The following is a 16977-nucleotide window of genomic DNA, read 5'->3' on the forward strand; positions in this document are numbered from 1 at the left end:
CGGGTTATCGGCCCACGCGGGCGCGTTCTTGATCACGTAGTCTTAACGGAACGGCGTCGGTTCACGTTTGGGGGTGGGCATGGCTGATGGGCTCAGCACCAGGCCGCAGGCGCCCGCTCAGTCGTTCAGCCCCATTGCCCGGCGCACCTGGTCGCAGGCGATGATCAAATCCAGCACCAGACGCTCACTGACGTCCAGTTCGCCCTCGTACTCTGCGACATTGCGCTGCTGATGGCACTTGTCCAGCACACGCCATACCTCTGGCCCCAAGCCGAGCGTATGCGGAAGGACCTGGAAAACAATGTAGCGCTGCGCCGGCCGAAAGCCGTGTTGTCGCAGCGCGCTCAAACACAGCGCGTGCGCCGCGTTGTAGGCCAGGTCGAAGCGGCTCTCCAGGGAAAGCGAGGTATTGCGTGCATCGTGCAGCCGGGCCAGTCCTGATCGCTGCAACCCTGCGATTTCCCGCGGATCAGGCCGTTCGGCGCTGAGTGATTTACCCGGTCCGGCCAGATTGTCCAGCGCTGAGATCATCATGTTCTCCAATGATCCAGATCTTGGGCTGCTCCAGCACGCGCATCAAGAAGGAATTTTGATCGTGAACCCGCGATGTGAATTCAGCGCTTGAATACAGCGTCGGATGCACCGGTCGCCCCAGCCGCCCCTCGGCCCCATCCAACGCTTGCATCACTTCGGCATAGCCGAGCGTGTCGGACAGGATCATGAGATCGATGTCGCTGCGTGCGGTATCGGTACGCTTGGCAATGGAGCCGTACACGAACGCGGCGGAGATCTGCTCCTGCAGCGGCAGCAACGCCTCGCGCAGTGGCGCGGCCAGACCGACGGTCTTCTGCACGATCGCCACCAGTTCGTCATGGATCGGAGACTCGGCGCTGGCCTGGTAGCGCTTCTGGTTCCCCGATGCCCTGACGCTGACCAAGCCGGCAGCGGCCAGCTTGGCCAACTCCCGCTGTACCGCACCGGAGCCCGCGCCGATCGATGCAATCAGCTCCGCTACCCCGAACGCGCGATGCGGCTGTCCGAACAACATCCCCAACACGCGTTGCTGGGTCTGGGTGAACAGAGCGTCAGCCAAGCCAGATGATCGGTTGGACGGAAGGCGAGGTGCGGGAGATTTCGTACCCATATTGGGTACGTTAATACCCATATTGGGTATTTGCAAGCAGCTCAGGTTCCAGGCGCGTGGCCCTGGCACAACGAAAAAGCCCCGCGTTCGCGGGGCTTTTCGCTGTTGCGTTACGTATGGCCGGTTGGCGGTGCCGAGCATGGCTCGGCACGACCGGGGCTCAGGCGAACGGATCCTGCAGGACCATGGTGTGGTCGCGGTCCGGGCCGGTGGAGACGATGCTCACCGGGCAGCCCGCCAGCTCTTCCAGCGCGCGCAGGTAGGCGCGGGCGGCCGGCGGCAGGTCGTCCCAGTTGGTGATGCCATGGGTGTTCTCGGTCCAGCCCGGGAACTCCAGGTACACCGGGGTGCACTCTTCCCAGCCCTGCGCGTCCAGCGGCGCGTATTCGGTGCGCTTGCCGCGGTATTCGTAGGCGATGCAGACCTTCAGCTTTTCCATGCCGTCCAGCACGTCCAGCTTGGTGATGCACAGGCCGCTGATGCCGTTGATGGCCACGGCGCGCTTGAGCGCGACGATGTCCATCCAGCCGCAGCGACGCGGACGGCCGGTCGAGGCGCCGTACTCGGCGCCGCGATCGCGGATGCCCTGTCCGATTTCGTCATCCAGCTCGGTCGGGAACGGGCCGCCGCCGACGCGGGTCGCGTAGGCCTTGGCGATGCCCAGCACGTAGTCGATCGCGTCCGCGCCCACGCCGGCACCGGCCAGTGCGCCGCCGACGGTGGTGTTGGAGCTGGTGACGTACGGGTAGGTGCCGTGGTCGATGTCCAGCAGCGCGCCCTGGGCGCCTTCGAACAGCACGCGCTTACCCTGCTTGCGCAGGTCGTGCAGGATGCCGGCGACGTCGGACTTCATCGGCTCGACGTACTCGCCGAAGGCCAGCGCTTCGTCGTAGGTCTTCTGGAAGTCGACCGCGTCGGTCTTCAGGTAATTGGTCAGCACGAAGTTGTGGTAATCCAGCGCGGTGCGCAGGAGTTCTTCCAGCTGCTTGGGGTAATGCAGGTCGGCGATGCGGATGCCGCGGCGCGCCACCTTGTCTTCGTACGCCGGGCCGATGCCACGGCCGGTGGTGCCGATCGCCTTGCCACCGGCAGCGCGTTCGCGCGCCTGGTCCAGGGCGATGTGGTACGGCATGATGAGCGGCGCGGCCGGGGAGATCTTCAGGCGCGAACGCACTTCCACGCCGGAGGTTTCCAGCTCGGCGATTTCCTTCTGCAGGGCAGCCGGGGAGATCACCACGCCATTGCCGATCAGGCACAGCGCGTCGGCACGCAGGATGCCCGACGGGATCAGGTGCAGCACGGTCTTCTTGCCATTGATGACAAGGGTGTGGCCGGCATTGTGGCCGCCCTGGAAACGCACTACGGCACCGATTTCCTCGGTGAGCAGATCGACGATCTTGCCCTTGCCTTCATCGCCCCACTGGGCACCAAGCACTACGACAGACTGACCCATGATGGGCTCCTCATATGTTGCGGCCATCGGGGCCGCGGACGGGTAAACCATGGCAGGGCTGGCCAGCGCGGGGGTGGCGGCTCCAAACGGGGAGCGGCCGGCGATGGAAGGCCCAGACACGGAAAAAGCCGAACGGGGAGGCCCGTCCGGCTTTTGTGCATTATCCGGGTTTCCGGGGTCCGGTGCCACCCTGGCCGCGGCCGTCTTCACCCGCCGCTCAGCCCTGCGCTGTCGCGCCCGGCCAGGCGGGCCGGCACCGATCCGGTCGCGGCCGCGCCGCCTAGTGTCTCAGCCACCACAAGGTGGTCAGGCCGGCCAGCAGGATCACCCCGCCCCAGCGGCGCAGGGCGACGCTGGGCAGCATCAACAGGTGTTCGGCCATGCGCTTCCAGGCCCGTGGTGCGGCGAACAGGAACAGGCCTTCGAGGACGGCGACCAGACACACGGCCGAAAACAGGTCTTTCATGCATGCAACTCCGGAAAAAGCACGGGGCCCGGTTGTGTGACCGGGCCCCGTGGACGCAGGATCGAGCGGACGCGACCCTGGCGATGTCGCCTCAGCGATCGTTCTTGAGGTACTGCAGGAACGGGTCGTTCTTGTCGAGCACGATCACGCCGTTGCCGTCGGCCATCGAACCGCGATACGCCTCCAGGCTGCGGTAGAACGCGTAGAACGACGGATCGGCCGCGCCGGCCTTGCCATAGATGCGGGCGGCTTCGGCATCGCCGGTACCGCGCATCTGCTGCGCATCGCGTTCTGCTTCGGCCACGATCACGGTGCTGTCGCGGTCGGCCTGGGCACGGATGGTCAGCGACTGCTCCTCACCCTCGGCGCGCAGCTTGGCCGCTTCCTGCTTGCGCTGGGCGCGCATGCGCTCGTACACATCGTTGATCACCTGGCTGTCGGTGGGCAGGTCGATCTGCTTGATGCGCAGGTCGATGATCTGCATGCCCAGGTCCTTGACCGAGGTGTTGATGCCGGTCAGCTGGTTGGCGATCAGTTCGCTGCGGTCACCGGAGACCAGCTGCTGCAGCGTGCGCGAGTTGATCTGGTTGCGCAGCGAGTCGGTGATGATCGGCGCCAGGCGGGCGTTGGCCACGCTGGCATCGCCGCCGGTGGCGCGGTAATAGTCGCGCACGTCGGAGATGTAGCCGATGGCGAAGAAGTCGACGCTGACGTCCTTCTGCTCGGCGGTGAAGTAGCGCGCCGGCGCGGTGTCGAGCACCTGGAAGCGACGGTCGAACACCCGCACGGTCTCCACCAGCGGCACCTTGAAGTGCAGGCCCGGCTTGATGTCCGCACGGACCACCTTGCCCAGGTTGAGCACCATCGCGGTCTGGTCCTCACGGACCACGTACACCGAGCCCAGCAGGGCCAGCAGGGCGGCCACGGCCAGCCCGATCCAAAGGGAACTCTTCATCGGCTGACTCCTTCACGACCGGTCGGGCGGGTGGTCGGGCGCTCGGTGTTGCGTACGCCGTCCACCGGGGTGCTGGCCGGCAGCGACGGCAGCATCACTTCCGGGGTGATGGCCGGGGCGGCCGGGGCGGCGCCGGTACGGTTGTCGGCCGGCATCGGCACGTAGATCAGCTGGCGGCCATCGCCACCGATGATCTTGCGGTTCTGGCCCAGCACCTGCTCCACCGTTTCCAGCCACAGCCGCTTGCGGGTGACCTCCGGGGCGTCCTTGTACTGGACCTGCAGCAGGCTGAAGCGCTCGGCATCACCCTGGGCCTTGGAGACCACGGCCTGCTTGTAGCCTTCGGCGGTGGTGCGGGCACGCGAGGCCTGGCCGCGGGCTTCCGGGACCACCTTGGCCGCGTAGGCCTGGGCTTCGTTGATCAGGCGTTCCTTGACCTGCTGGGCGCCGTTGACCTCGTCGAAGGCCGGCTTCACTTCTTCCGGCGGACGCGCGTCGGGCAGGGTCAGCCCGGTCACCGACAGACCGGTACGATAGGCCTTCAGCGCTGCCTGCAGGCGCTCTTCGGCGACCACGGCCAGCGGGCCGCGGTTGTTGAGCACCGCGTTGAGGTCGGCACGGCCGACCTGCTCACGCACCGCGCTCTGCGCGGACTGCTCCAGCACCTGGTCGGCCGCGACCGTGCCGAACAGGTACAGGCGCGGATCGTCGATGCGGTACTGCACGTTGACCGACACGTTGACGATGTTCTCGTCACGGGTCAGCACCGGCACCTGGCTGCTGAAGGTCTTGATCTGGGTGGCGTTGACCTTGTCGACCGACTCGATCGGCCACGGCAGCTTGATATTGGGGCCGGGCTGCAGGATCCGCGAGAACTGGCCGAAGCGCAGCACGACCCCGCGTTCCTGTTCGCCGATCAACTGGAAGCTGGAGAACACCAGCAGCAGGACCACCGCGCCGGCGACCCATCGCAGGACATTGCCGTCGAACATGTCCTTGAGCGGACCGGGAAAACCGCCCCAACCGCCCCCGTTGCCGCTGCCGCGGGGACCGAACGGCCCCCGTCGATTCTCGTCGGGACCTTGTCCGCCCTTGTTGCCGCCGGGTGTATTCCAGGCCATGCACGCTCCATCAGTGAAAGGTTGCCTGCGGGTCATTCCGCACCGTCAACCGTGAATCCTGCTCGATTCTACAAGATGGGGCCGATCGACAGGATTGGAAGGGCAAGGCCGCAGCGGGGCGCGATTCATCCCGCGCCGCCGCCGGGGGCCACTGCGGGTAAGGTGGTCCATCCTTCCCCTGTCAGGCATCTTCATGGCTATCCCCGACCGGTTCAACGCCTTCCGCATCCACCAGGACGACAACGGCCACCGCAGCGGCATCGAGTCGGTCGCGCTGGACCAGCTCAACCCGGGCGAGGTGGTGATCCGCGCGCACTGGTCCTCGGTGAACTACAAGGACGCCCTGGCCGGCACCGGCCAGGGCCGGATCCTGCGCCGGTTCCCGCTGGTGGGCGGGATCGACGTGGCCGGCACGGTGGTGGCCTCGACCGACCCCGCGTACCGCGAGGGCGACGCGGTGCTGGCCACCGGCTGCGGGCTCAGCGAGACCCGCGATGGCGGCTACAGCCAGTACGTCCGGCTGGAATCGGCCGCGGTGATCGCCCAGCCCGCCGGCCTGAGCCCGCGCGAGGCGATGGTGCTGGGCACCGCCGGCTTCACCGCCGCGCTGGCGCTGCTGCGCATGACCGACAACCGGCTCACCCCGGCCCACGGGCCGCTGGCGGTCACCGGCGCGACCGGCGGGGTCGGCTCGCTGGCAGTGGCCATCTTCAGCCGCGCCGGCTTCGAGGTGCACGCGATCAGTGGCAAGGCCGACCAGGCCGACTTCCTGCGCGGCCTGGGCGCCAGCCAGGTGCTGCCGCGCGACGCGCTGGCCTCGGCCCGCCCGCTGGAATCGGCGCGCTTCGGTGGCGGCCTGGACAATGCCGGTGGGCCGATGCTCGCCAGCCTGCTGGCGCAGACCGTGCCCTACGGCAGCGTGGTCAGCGCCGGGTTGGCGGCCAGCCCGGCGCTGGACATGACGGTCATGCCCTTCATCCTGCGCGGCGTGTCATTGCTCGGGGTGTCCTCGGCAGCGGCCCCGCGCGCGTTGCGCGAGCAGGTCTGGCAACGCCTCGCCGGCGAGTGGAAGCCAGGCCACCTGGCGGCGATCTGCACGCGCGAAGTGGCCCTGGACGGGCTGCCGGCGGTGTTCGAGGCGATGCTGGCCGGCGGCTCGCTGGGGCGCACCGTGGTGCGGATCGACTGAGCGTCGCAGGCAGGCGACGGACGGCAGGCCGGGAGCTTCCCGGCCATGCGCGCGCAGCACTACACTGCTGGGCATCACATGGGGAACAACATGGCACGCATTCTGATCGTCGACGATTCACCGTCGCAGCTGCTGGGGATACAGCGCATCGTCGAAAAGCTCGGGCACCAGATTCTGACCGCCACCGATGGTGCGGCCGGCGTGGAAGCGGCCAAGGCGCAGCTGCCGGACCTGGTGCTGATGGATGTGGTGATGCCCAACCTCAACGGTTTCCAGGCCACCCGCACACTGGCCCGCGATGCCAGCACCAAGCACATCCCGGTGATCCTGGTGACCACCAAGGACCAGGACACCGACCGCATGTGGGGCATGCGCCAGGGCGCCAAGGCCTACATCACCAAGCCGTTCTCCGAGGACGAGCTGTCCGAGGTGCTGGAGCGGGTATTCAGCAACCAGGAACCGCCGGCGCCGTAAGCGCCGCGGCGCGCCGCATGCCGACGCCGGGTCGGCATGCGGCGCCCGCAGGTACCCGCCGTCGGCCGGTACCCACCTGCGGCACGTACCGACCGTTGGCCGGTACGCCCGTCAATCAGACCTTCTCGCCAAATGCCTTGGCCAGCGCCTTGTAGGCCTTTTTCTGCGCCTCTTCGGTGGGCGCCGGGGCCACGATTTCCAGTTCGACGATCTGGTCGCCGTCGGGATTGCCCGGCAGACCCCGCCCACGCAGGCGCAGCTTGCGCCCGGCATCGGACTCGGCCGGCACCTTCAACTCCACCGAGCCGCCCAGCGTGGGCACGCTGATGCTGGTGCCGAGTGCGGCCTGCCACGGCGTCACCTGCAGGGTGTACAGGATGTTGCGGCCGTCCACCTCGAACTGCGGGTGCTCGGCGTACTCCACTTCCAGCAGCAGGTTGCCGCCGCCGGTGCCCTGCCCGGTCAGGCGGATCACCTGGCCCGGGCGGATGCCCTTGGGCACGCGCACATCCAGCTGCTTGCCGTTGACGTTGATGCGCAGGCTGTCACCCTGGTGGGCGGCCTCCAGTGGCACCGACAGCTTGGCGCGGGTGTCGCGGGTGGGCTGCGGGCCCTGGCTGGCGCCGCCGAAACCACTGGCGCGGCCGCCACCGCCGCGCTGGCGCGCGAACAGGCTCTCGAAAAAGTCGCTGAAGCCGCCACCGCCGGCCCCGCCGCCAAACACTTCCTCATAGTCGAAGCCCTGCCCGCCGCCGTAGTTCGGCGGCGCATGGAACTCCTCGCCGGGCCGGTAGCCCTGCGCCTTGAGCTGGTCGTAGGCGGCGCGCTTCTGCGGGTCGCGCAGCGCTTCATAGGCCTCGTTGACGGCCTTGAACTTGTCTTCCGCGCCGGCCTCCTTGCTGACGTCGGGATGGTACTTGCGCGCCAGCCGGCGGTAGGCGGTCTTGATTTCCGCGTCGCCCGCGCTCGGTTCCACCCCGAGCGTGGCGTAGTAATCCTTGAATTCCATCGATACACCTCGAATAAGTTCGGTCGCCCGCGCCGGCGGGCACCGTCCCGACAATTCTAGCGGCTGGCGCCGGCCGTGCCGTGACGCCCCGGCATGATCCTGCGCAATGCGCCCACGCCGCAGGGCGCCCATGCTGGCCCCTGCTGCACCGCGTTGCCGTTGACATGGGTCTGCAGCACCGGCTTTCAACGTTTTGACGCCGCCATCCCACCCCGCTCACTACGCTGGGCGCGTCCAAGGAGTCCGCATGACCATCCAAGCAGGCGACCGCATTCCCGAAGTCACCCTCAAGCGTATCCGCGAGGGCATGGAGACCATCGATACCCATGCCCTGTTCGACGGCCGCCGCGCGGTGCTGTTCGCGGTACCCGGCGCGTTCACCCCGACCTGTTCGGCCCGCCACCTGCCCGGCTATGTGGAGCACTTCGCCGATTTCCGCCATCGCGGTATCGACGTGTTCTGCATGGCGGTCAACGATCCGTTCGTGATGAAGGCCTGGGGCGAAAGCCAGCATGTACCCGATGGCCTGCAGCTGCTGTCCGACGGCAATGGTGAATTGACCCGCGCGCTCGGCCTGGAAATGGATGCCAGCAGCTCGGGAATGGGCCTGCGCTCGCGCCGCTTCGCGCTGTATGTCGAGGACGGCGTGGTGCGGCAGGCCTTCATCGAGGACCCCGGCCAGTTCGAGGTGTCCTCGGCAACTTACGTGCTGGCGCATCTGCCCAGCTGAACCCACGCAACAAAGGAACCCGGCCAGCCATGTCAAAGCCAGCCAAGCACACCCCGCAACCCGCCGCCAACGACCACCCCGCCCAGGACGCCGCACGGCCGCCGGGCATCAGCGATACCGCCACGCTGCGCGCCAAGGCGCGCAAGGACATCGAGGATGGTGCGATCACCGACAGCTACACCGCCGATCGCCAGGCGGTGATCAAGCTGCTCAACGATGCCCTGGCCACCGAGTACGTGTGCGTGCTGCGTTACTACCGCCACTATTTCATGGCCAAGGGCATGCTCGCCGACGCGGTCAAGGCCGAGTTCCTCGAACACGCCCAGCAGGAGCAGGCGCACGCCGGCAAGCTGGCCGAACGCATCGTCCAGCTCGGTGGCGAACCGGACCTCAACCCGGCCACGCTGACCGCGCGCTCGCATGCCGAGTACAAGGAAGGCAAGGACCTGCGCGACATGGTCCGCGAGAACCTGATCGCCGAACGCATCGCCATCGACAGCTATCGCGAGATGATCAACTTCGTGGGCGACAAGGACACCACCACCAAGCGCATCCTCGAAGAGATCCTGGCGCAGGAAGAGGAACACGCCGACGAGTTCGCCGACCTGCTCGATGGGTGGATCGGGGAATAACCCCGCGGCTGCAGCCCCCGGGCATCCCGGAACGCTGGTGCCGGCCGTTGGCCGGCGCTAGTGCGCGACCTGCGGCGGGCACGTCAGCGCAGGATGCGGAACCGCACCTGGGTCCAGGCGCCATCGGCGGCCAGTGCGGTGAGCGTATGCTCGCCCACTTCCTCGAAGTCACGCTGGAACAGGCGCGCGCCTTCGGTACGCGCGATCCAGCGCCCGTCCAGCAACCAGTCCACGCTGTTGTCATTGCCCAACGCTCGCAGCTGCAGGCGCACGCCGTGTTCGGCATTGGGCGCGCGCGCCAGCGTGGCGCGGTCGTTGAGGCCATCGATGTGCAGGCTGCCACCGCTCTCGCGGCCATCGTCGCTGCAGTCCGGCGACAGCGCCGGCAACTGCGCCGCATGCCGCTGCGCCTGCGGCAGCCAGGGCGACAGCAAGGCGGGCCAGCGCGCGATCTCGCGCGTCTCGATCTCATGCGGGAGGCGGCAATCCGGCGACAGCCGCAACCCGGTGCGTGCATCCACGTTGAAGCGCTGGCGGCCGGGCTGCCACAGGCGCGCATCGCGCTCGGCAAACGTCGGTGGCACCACGCCGTCCAGGATGAAGGCATCCAGGCGACGCTGGCATAGCGCGTCTTCGGTGCGTTCGGCGAGCTCACCGGTCGGCCAGCAGATCGTCTCGCGGGTCACGTTCGCCGGCGTCGCCGCCGCGCTGGCATCGCCGGCCTGGCGTGGCAGGCTGTCCACCACCTCGAACATCAACGGCAACGCGGTCACCGCGCCGTACTGCCCCGGCAGCGGCGTGCCATCCGGCCGTCCCACCCACACGCCCACCGTGTAGTGACGGGTGCCGCCGATCGCCCACGCGTCGCGGTAGCCGTAGCTGGTGCCGGTCTTCCAGGCCACGCGCGGGCGCCCGGTCACATCGAAGGTGCCGCTGCCGTAGCCGGGGCGCGGATTGGATTCGAGCACCTCGCGGGTAATCCAGGCCGCACCCGGCGACATCAGCCGGCGTTCGATCACCGGATCGGCCGCGGTGTAGCGCACGCGCCCGGCGATGCCGTTGCGGTTGAAAGCGGCAAATGCGCCGACCAGGTCCTCCAGCCGCGCGCCGGTGCCGCCCAGGATCAGCGACAGGTTGGGCGCACTGCCGTGCGGGAACCGCAGGTTGATGCCGGCATGCGACAGCCGCGCGGCAAAGCGTGCCGAGCCGACCCGGTCCAGCAGGTCCACCGCCGGCACGTTGAGCGACAGCCGCAACGCGGTGGCCGAACTCACCGGGCCGTTGAACGCCGCATCGAAATTGCCCGGGCGGTAGCCCCCGAAGGCCTGTGGGGCGTCCACCATCAGGCTTTCCGAATGGATCAGCCCGTCGTCCAGGGCCATCCCGTACAGGAACGGCTTGAGCGTGGAGCCTGGCGATCGCCAGGCCTGCACCATGTCCACGTGGCCCAGCCGCTGCTTGTCGCCGAAGGCCACCGAGCCCACGTAGGCGCGCGCTTCCAGGGTGCGGTTGTCCACCACCAGCAGCGCGGCGGAGGTGCGCTCGGGCAACTGCGAGAAATACGAGGACACCCGCTCTTCCAGGGTGCGCTGCAGGTCGATGTCCAGGGTGCTTTCGATCCGCGCCGCGCGTGGCTGTGCCGTGCGCAGGCGCTGGGCCAGCAGGGCGGCATGCAGCGGGGGCTGCAACGCGCGGGTGACCACGGGTTCGATGCGCGCGTCATCCACGTCTTCGCGCGTCCACACGCCCAGGGACACCATCCGTTCCAGCACCTTGTCGCGGGCGCGCTGCGCCGCTTCGGGGTGGCGATCCGGACGCAGCCGGCTGGGCGCCTGTGGCAGCACCGCCAGCAGCGCGGCTTCGGCCTGGGACAGGCGTGCGGCCGGCTTGCCGAGGTAGGCCCAGCTCGCCGCCTCCACGCCTTCGATGGTACCGCCGTACGGCGCGCGCTCCAGGTACAGCGCCAGGATCTGCGCCTTGCTCAGGTGCACTTCCAGCTGCACCGCGCGCAGCATCTGCTTGGCCTTGCCCCACGGCGTGCGCGAATGCGGGTCCAGGATGCGTGCCACCTGCATGGTCAGGGTCGACCCGCCGGACACGATCCGGCCCTGCAGCAGCCATTGCTTGCCGGCGCGCAGCATGCCCCAGGGATTGATGCCCGGGTGCCGCCAGAACCAGCGGTCTTCATAGTTGAGCAAGGCCTGCAGGTACAGCGGGGAGACGCTGTCGGCCGCTGCCGGATAGCGCCAGACGCCGTCGCCGTCGGCGAACGCGCGCAGCGGCGTGCCGTCGCGCGCCACCACCAGCGTGCTGGTGTCGCGCGCCTTGGGCAGCGGCGGCGGGAACGCCAGGTCCAGCACCAGCAGCAGGGCCAGCAGTACGGCGGTGCCCCACCGCAGCGCAGGCAACAGCCAGCGCCGCGCAGGACCGGTGAAGCGCGGGGAAAGGAAAGACTTCATCACATCGACGCCGGCAACGTGCGGGCCATCGCCGGAGCGACGGCCCGCGCCCGGCTCAGGGCTGGACCACGGTCAGCGTGGTCGGGTTGCTGCGCCCCACCCCGCGCAGGTCGGGGCGGTACATGTCCTCCACCAGCGGCGGCGGCACGGTATAGGTGCCCGGGGTGACCGCGCGCACCAGGTAGAACACCTTGGCGGTGCTGCCCTTGGACAGCTTCAGCGCGGCCACGTAGCGGTCGTCGCGGAACTCCTCGTGGCGCAGCGTGGCCGCATCGCCGCGGTCGTTGACGTTGAGTCCGTCCACCACCACGTCGGCCCACTGTTTGGCATCGCCGAGGTTGAAGTTCTCGATCTCCAGGCCCGCCGGCAGCAGGTCGGTGAGCAGCGCATCGGGCATGTCCAGGTTGGGGGTGATGCTGACCCGCACGATGAGCGCCTCGCCTTCCTTGAGCGCGCGCGGCGTCCACGGCTTGCCGTCGGTGGTGTACCAGGTGCGTTCCACGCCCAGGTGGCGGTTGTCCGGCTCCGGCGCGGTGCGCGGGATGCCGGCCACTTCCAGGCTGGCGAACATCGGCGGCTCGCCCTGCGGGCTGAAACGCACGCCCTTGGCCAGCGCGGCGTAGTCGAAGCTGCGCCCGAACATGCGGCGCGCGGCAATCGCCTCCACCTCGCCGCCCACCGCCAGCTCGCCGGACACCAGCTTCTTCTGGTTGGCCGCCAGCGCCTTGCCCAGGCGCGCGATGGCGACCTGTTCCTGGGTGCTCAGCCACATCCAGCCACTGTTGCGGCGCGCGTCCAGTGCCCGTCCCAGGTCGACCGCGCGTGCGTCATAGGCCGGCTTGGACAACTTGCGCTCGTGCAGTAGCGCGATCATCAACGCATCGTCGCGCACCGCGCTGCCGTAGTCACCGAAGTACTGCGGACGCTCGCTGCTCGGCTTGGCGAAGCCGGCGGCAATGGCGGCATCGCCACGCTTGTGATCGCCCTGCAGCGACAACGCGATGCCCAGGTGGACCAGCGGCAGGCCGGTCAGCGCCTTGCCACGCTCGTTGTCGTACAGCGCGCGCAGCGTGCCCAGCGGGGCACGGTTGACCCGGGCCAGCACGTAACCGGAATACGCCTGGTTGGCGAACTTCAGGTTCTCGCGGCGGTCCTCGCCGTAGAACTGGTTGCCGCCGGACAACAGGTCTTCGCTCAGGCGGTTCAATGCCTTCTGCAGCACCCCATCGGGTACCGCGAAGCCGGCGTCCTTGGCATCGAGCAGGAACTCGGCGATGTACGGGGTCAGCCACGGATTGACGTAGCCGTCGTCGCCCCACATCGAGAAGTTGCCGTTGGCCACCTGCATCGAGGCCAAGCGGCCGAACGCGCCTTCCATGCGTTCGCGGCGGCTCTTGGCATCCAGGCCGTCGGCACCGAGCATGGCCGAGGTCGCCTCGTCCAGCATCAGCGCGGCATACCCCTTGCTGGTGGTCTGCTCGGCGCAGCCGTAGGGGTATTTCAACGCGCCATTGAGCGCGCTGGCAAACGGGATCGGCGGCAACGCGCTGACCAGCATCCGCGCGGTCACCGAGTCGTCCATCAGGCCATCGGCTAGGCCGGTGCCCATCTCCACGGCCGCCAGCGGGTCCAGCGTACGGGTCTGCGCACGCAGTACCTGCGGCCAGGCCGCGCGCACCGGCAGGTCATAGCGGCGGTCCACCTTGAAGCCGTTGCCGTCCACCCGCACCCGCACCTTGGCCACGGTGTAGCCCTCGCGCGCGCTCAGCGGGAAGCTCAGCGTGCTCTTGGCGTCGGCCTTGAGCTGCAGGGTGCGGCTGGGTTCGCCCAGGGTGAGCGGGCCGATGCCATCGACCTGCACCTTGAACTCGCCCGGCTTGCCGGTGAAGTTCTGCACATCCAGGGTGACCGTGCTGCGGTCGCCCGGGGCCAGGACCCGCGGCATGCTGGCTTCGGCCAGGATCGGCGCGCGCACCACGGTCTCCATGTCGCGCTTGCCGTACTGGTCATCGGAGTAGACCACCGCGGAGACGCGCAGGGTGCCGTTGAAATCGGGCACCTTCAGCGCGATCCGGGCGATGCCCTTGGCATCGAGCTTCACCGGGCCGGAGAACAGGTCCACGGTCTGCACCCGCGCAGTCGGTCGCTTGGCCTGCGGCATCGCCGCCAGCGCCATGTCGCCACCGAACTTGAGCTTGCCGCTGCTGCCGTCGAAGCTCTCGATCACCCGGCTGTAGATGTCATAGGCATCCACGCCCAGGCGCCGCTGCGCGAAGAAGTGGCCGGCCGCATCGGGCACCGGGAAGCGGGTGATGTTGAGGATGCCCACGTCCACCGCCGAGACGGTCACGTGCGCGACCTTGCCCGCCAGCTGCGGTGCGCTCACCGCCACCGGCAGGGTCTGCTCGGGGCGCATCTGCTTGGGCACCGACAGGCCCACCGCGACCTGGCGCGCCTTGCGATCCATCGGCACGTGCACCACGCCGACCGCGCGGGCCGGGGTGATCTTGCTGGGCGCGCTGCCGCCACGGAACACCAGCGCGGTGATGTAGACGTCGTGGCGTTCCCACTCGGCACTGACCGGGATGTCGAAGGTGCTGCCCGGCTTGGCGTCGATCTCCTGCACGTACAGCATCTTGTCGCTTTCCACCATCAGGATGCCCTTGCCGGCGTGCGGCGGGGTGACGGTGACGCGCACGGTGTCGCCGGCCTTGTAGCCGGTCTTGTCCAGGCCCAGCTTGATCTTGTCCGGGCGGGCATCCAGGCCACGGTTGTCGTCGTTCCAGCTCCAGCCGGCGCGGAACGGATAGCGGCTGGTCAGCCCGGTGCCCGGATCGAACACGTCCAGGCGGTACTCGCCCCACTCCACCGGGACATCGATGGCCACCGCCGCACTGCCGGCATCGACGGTGCGGGTCTCCTTGTTCTCGAAGCGCCGGGTGAAGTCGTAGTCCCAGCGGTTGTCGTTGAAGGTCCAGTGGTAGTCGCGCAGCTCGCGCACCAGGGTGACCTTCAGGCCCTTGGCCGGCTGCGGCTTGCCGCCCGCGTCCACGCGCATCAGCTCGAAGCGGGCGTTGCCGTTGGCATCGGCGCCGTCGTCGGGATTGAACAGCGGGCGCACGCCCACCAGCACCGGCGCCGGCCACATCACCCGCTTGAGGGTGCGGGTGACGGTGCGGCCGCCGGTTTCGTACACGCTGCCGGACAGCACCACCGCGATCGGCGCGGTCGGCTTGACCTCGTCGGGCAGGGCCACGTCCTGGCGCAGCTTGCCGTCGGCGGGGAATTCGGTGTCGATGATGTCGCGCGCTTCACGCGGCAGCTCGGTGGTCGGGTCGCCGAAGAAGTAGCCCGGCAGCGATTCCACCGGGGACTGCTCGGCGGCCACGGCCAGGCGCGCGGTGAAGCGGTTGCCGTCGGCCGGCGCGCCATACAGGTAGGCCGCATCGGCGATCAGCTTGAGCGGCTCGCCGGGCTTGAGGGTCTTCTGCGCGCTGTCCAGGTCCAGCTTCATGCGCTCGGGCAGGAACTCCTCGATGCGCAGGGTCATGCCCTGGATGGCGTCCTTGCTGGCCGGATTGGTGCGGAATTCCACCTGCCAGCGCCCGGTCGGCGCCTCGGCCGGGATCAGCTGCTCGAAACTCAGGTAGCCCTGCTCGCCCGGCTGCAGGCGGGTCTCGCGGAAGGTCTTGCCATCGGGCTGCTTCAGGCGCAGGAACACCGGCTGCGGTTTGGTCGGCTTGCCATCGTTGTCGCGCAGCAGCGCGGAGATGCGCACGGTTTCACCGGGGCGATACAGGTCGCGCCCGGACCAGGCGAACACGTCGAACCAGGCATTGTCGCGACCGGCCACCGCGAACTCGCTCAGGTCCAGCGCGGGCTGGTTGAACGGCAGCATCGAGGTGTCCGCGCCGCTGCTGGCGATCAGCACGTGGCTGGCGTCCAGGGTGTAATTGAGCAGCGCGTTGCCATTGCCATCGGTGTTGCCCTTGAGCACCACCTCGCCCTTGCCATCGAGGATGCGCAGCTCGATCTTCTTCAGCGCCGCGCCACTCTGCAGCGAGGCGGTGTGCACGAACAGCTTGTCCTTGTAGGCGCGGGTGTGCAGGCCGATGTCGCTGACGGTGAAGAAGGCGGTGTCGAACTCGCTGTCGAACGAGCCGCTGCGCTTCATCACCGCGAAGTACAGGCCCGGCTCCTGCAGCTCCTTGATGTCCTGGGTGGGCAGGTAGGTCAGGACGCGCTCGTTCTGCTTGCCACCCAGCACGAAACGATTGACGTACACCGGCTCGGCCAGCTGCGACATCGGGGTCTTGTCGCCGTACTCGCTGTCCAGTTCCCAGCTGCCACGGCGCCCGCCGCGCTGGTATTGGCTGAAGAAGCGCGGCAGTTCCTTCTCGCGCACGCGCAGGAACTCCACGTCCACTTCCTGCACGTTCACCGACACCACCGGCAGGCCGCGGCTGTCCTTAGCCGGCAGCACGCTACCCTGCGAGGCGAAGCCGGCGACCGGCTTGAGCTCGCCGCTGAACACCTTCTGGCGCAATTCCTTGCCGATCCGGCTACCGTCGGCGGCGAGCAGGTCGGGCGAGACGATCAGGTTGTACTCCTTGGCCGCCTCCACGAACGGGTAGCGCAGGGTCAGGCCGTCATCGGAGAGCGTCCAGCTGCTGTCCTCGGTGCCCACCTTTTCGGCGAAGCGGACCAGTTTGTCGAAGTCCTGGGTCCCCACCAGCGGCCGCGAGAATTCCAGCGCCAGCGAGACGCCGTCGCCCTTCTGGTCGGGATAGGCCCGCACCAGGGTGAACCCGCTCACCTTCTCGGCCTTGGCCGCGATCGGCGCACCGGAGGGTGTGGGCAACTGCCCGCTCTCGTTGCGCTTGCAGCCGCCGATGCCGACGGCCAGGCCGGCGGCCAGCGCCAGCCCCACGATTCCCTTCCAGCCCCACTGCCCGACCCGACTGCGGATAGCCATGATGTCGCTCCTTGAACAAGGCGGCCAGTATAAGGGCCGGGCCGGCCCGAACGGCGCCGTCGCCCGGGGAACCGGACGCGCACCGGTAGTGCCGAGCCATGCTCGGCAGCCGCGCCCCAGCGCGGCAAACCGCCCGAAGCCTTTCCCCAGCCGACCGACGCGGCTTCGCCGAGGCTGAAACGCGGGCACACGTCGGATGGCCGGCGTACGCGAACTCGGCCGGCAAGAGCAGCCGAGCATGGCTCGGCTCTACCCGGGTACCTTCCGCGACAAGCAGCCGAGCGGTGCCGTCACCCGGGCACCCCGACGCGCACCGGTAGTGCCGAGCCATGCTCGGCAACCGCGCGCCAGCGCGGCAAACCGCCCGAAG

Annotated in this window: 13 protein-coding genes; 4 read left to right on the forward strand and 9 right to left on the reverse strand. The window is 68.5% G+C overall.

Features of this window, described 5'->3' with window-relative positions; all coding sequences use genetic code 11:
- Nucleotides 1–117: 117 nt before the first annotated feature.
- The 6 genes from M2421_RS09170 to hflK all read right to left on the reverse strand — a co-directional run bounded on the left by M2421_RS09170 (nt 118) and on the right by hflK (nt 5139).
- Nucleotides 118–531: a hypothetical protein gene (locus M2421_RS09170; RefSeq protein ID WP_259206176.1), complete on the reverse strand. Its 414-nt coding sequence runs from the start codon at nt 529–531 to the stop codon at nt 118–120.
- Nucleotides 494–1093 carry a transcriptional regulator gene (locus M2421_RS09175; protein WP_259206179.1) on the reverse strand — a complete coding sequence of 200 codons (600 nt, stop codon included), beginning with the start codon at nt 1091–1093 and terminating at the stop codon, nt 494–496. Before M2421_RS09175 ends, M2421_RS09170 begins: the two co-directional genes overlap by 38 nt.
- Nucleotides 1094–1304: 211 nt before the next feature.
- Nucleotides 1305–2597: an adenylosuccinate synthase gene (locus M2421_RS09180; protein WP_259206180.1), complete on the reverse strand. Its 1293-nt coding sequence runs from the start codon at nt 2595–2597 to the stop codon at nt 1305–1307.
- Nucleotides 2598–2877: 280 nt separating this feature from the next.
- Nucleotides 2878–3063 carry a DUF2065 family protein gene (locus tag M2421_RS09185; protein ID WP_259206181.1) on the reverse strand — a complete coding sequence of 62 codons (186 nt, stop codon included), beginning with the start codon at nt 3061–3063 and terminating at the stop codon, nt 2878–2880.
- A 91-nt stretch (nt 3064–3154) separates the two neighbouring features.
- Nucleotides 3155–4018, reverse strand: coding sequence for a protease modulator HflC (locus tag M2421_RS09190; RefSeq protein WP_259206182.1), 864 nt, complete (start codon nt 4016–4018; stop codon nt 3155–3157).
- Nucleotides 4015–5139, reverse strand: coding sequence for an FtsH protease activity modulator HflK (hflK, locus tag M2421_RS09195; RefSeq protein ID WP_259206185.1), 1125 nt, complete (start codon nt 5137–5139; stop codon nt 4015–4017). The genes M2421_RS09190 and hflK overlap by 4 nt, the downstream gene beginning before the upstream one ends.
- A gap of 193 nt (nt 5140–5332) precedes the next feature.
- On the opposite strand from hflK, the gene M2421_RS09200 reads away from it, so the two are divergent.
- Complete coding sequence (locus tag M2421_RS09200; RefSeq protein ID WP_259206186.1) at nt 5333–6328, forward strand: YhdH/YhfP family quinone oxidoreductase; 996 nt, start codon at nt 5333–5335, stop codon at nt 6326–6328.
- 90 nt (nt 6329–6418) lie between these two features.
- Nucleotides 6419–6802, forward strand: coding sequence for a twitching motility response regulator PilH (gene pilH / locus M2421_RS09205; protein WP_259206187.1), 384 nt, complete (start codon nt 6419–6421; stop codon nt 6800–6802).
- 115 nt (nt 6803–6917) lie between these two features.
- Here the strand turns inward: pilH and M2421_RS09210 are convergent, their stop codons facing one another.
- Nucleotides 6918–7811 (reverse strand): DnaJ C-terminal domain-containing protein, encoded by an 894-nt coding sequence (locus M2421_RS09210; RefSeq protein WP_259206188.1) that lies wholly within the window; start codon nt 7809–7811, stop codon nt 6918–6920.
- A 247-nt stretch (nt 7812–8058) separates the two neighbouring features.
- Between M2421_RS09210 and M2421_RS09215 the strand changes: the two genes are divergently transcribed.
- Nucleotides 8059–8541, forward strand: coding sequence for a peroxiredoxin (locus M2421_RS09215; RefSeq protein WP_259206190.1), 483 nt, complete (start codon nt 8059–8061; stop codon nt 8539–8541).
- Between the two features lie 29 nt (nt 8542–8570).
- A complete protein-coding gene (locus M2421_RS09220; protein ID WP_259206194.1) occupies nt 8571–9173 on the forward strand; it encodes a ferritin-like domain-containing protein in 603 nt (200 codons plus the stop codon).
- 83 nt (nt 9174–9256) lie between these two features.
- Here the strand turns inward: M2421_RS09220 and pbpC are convergent, their stop codons facing one another.
- Nucleotides 9257–11632, reverse strand: coding sequence for a penicillin-binding protein 1C (pbpC, locus tag M2421_RS09225; RefSeq protein ID WP_259206196.1), 2376 nt, complete (start codon nt 11630–11632; stop codon nt 9257–9259).
- A gap of 55 nt (nt 11633–11687) precedes the next feature.
- Nucleotides 11688–16607 (reverse strand): alpha-2-macroglobulin, encoded by a 4920-nt coding sequence (locus tag M2421_RS09230; RefSeq protein WP_259206197.1) that lies wholly within the window; start codon nt 16605–16607, stop codon nt 11688–11690.
- Between the last annotated feature and the right edge of the window lie 370 nt (nt 16608–16977).

The organism is Stenotrophomonas sp. BIGb0135 (assembly GCF_024810105.1).
Classification (GTDB): Bacteria; Pseudomonadota; Gammaproteobacteria; order Xanthomonadales; family Xanthomonadaceae; genus Stenotrophomonas; species Stenotrophomonas maltophilia_AB.

Bases quoted from the DNA above. Each gene is read 5' to 3' on its own strand.
- M2421_RS09170 (WP_259206176.1), bottom strand. From the start codon at position 531: ATGATCTCAGCGCTGGACAATCTGGCCGGACCGGGTAAATCACTCAGC.
- M2421_RS09180 (WP_259206180.1), bottom strand. From the start codon at position 2,597: ATGGGTCAGTCTGTCGTAGTGCTTGGTGCCCAGTGGGGCGATGAAGGC.
- M2421_RS09185 (WP_259206181.1), bottom strand. From the start codon at position 3,063: ATGAAAGACCTGTTTTCGGCCGTGTGTCTGGTCGCCGTCCTCGAAGGC.
- M2421_RS09190 (WP_259206182.1), bottom strand. From the start codon at position 4,018: ATGAAGAGTTCCCTTTGGATCGGGCTGGCCGTGGCCGCCCTGCTGGCC.
- hflK (WP_259206185.1), bottom strand. From the start codon at position 5,139: ATGGCCTGGAATACACCCGGCGGCAACAAGGGCGGACAAGGTCCCGAC.
- M2421_RS09200 (WP_259206186.1), top strand. From the start codon at position 5,333: ATGGCTATCCCCGACCGGTTCAACGCCTTCCGCATCCACCAGGACGAC.
- pilH (WP_259206187.1), top strand. From the start codon at position 6,419: ATGGCACGCATTCTGATCGTCGACGATTCACCGTCGCAGCTGCTGGGG.
- M2421_RS09210 (WP_259206188.1), bottom strand. From the start codon at position 7,811: ATGGAATTCAAGGATTACTACGCCACGCTCGGGGTGGAACCGAGCGCG.
- M2421_RS09215 (WP_259206190.1), top strand. From the start codon at position 8,059: ATGACCATCCAAGCAGGCGACCGCATTCCCGAAGTCACCCTCAAGCGT.
- M2421_RS09220 (WP_259206194.1), top strand. From the start codon at position 8,571: ATGTCAAAGCCAGCCAAGCACACCCCGCAACCCGCCGCCAACGACCAC.
- pbpC (WP_259206196.1), bottom strand. From the start codon at position 11,632: ATGAAGTCTTTCCTTTCCCCGCGCTTCACCGGTCCTGCGCGGCGCTGG.
- M2421_RS09230 (WP_259206197.1), bottom strand. From the start codon at position 16,607: ATGGCTATCCGCAGTCGGGTCGGGCAGTGGGGCTGGAAGGGAATCGTG.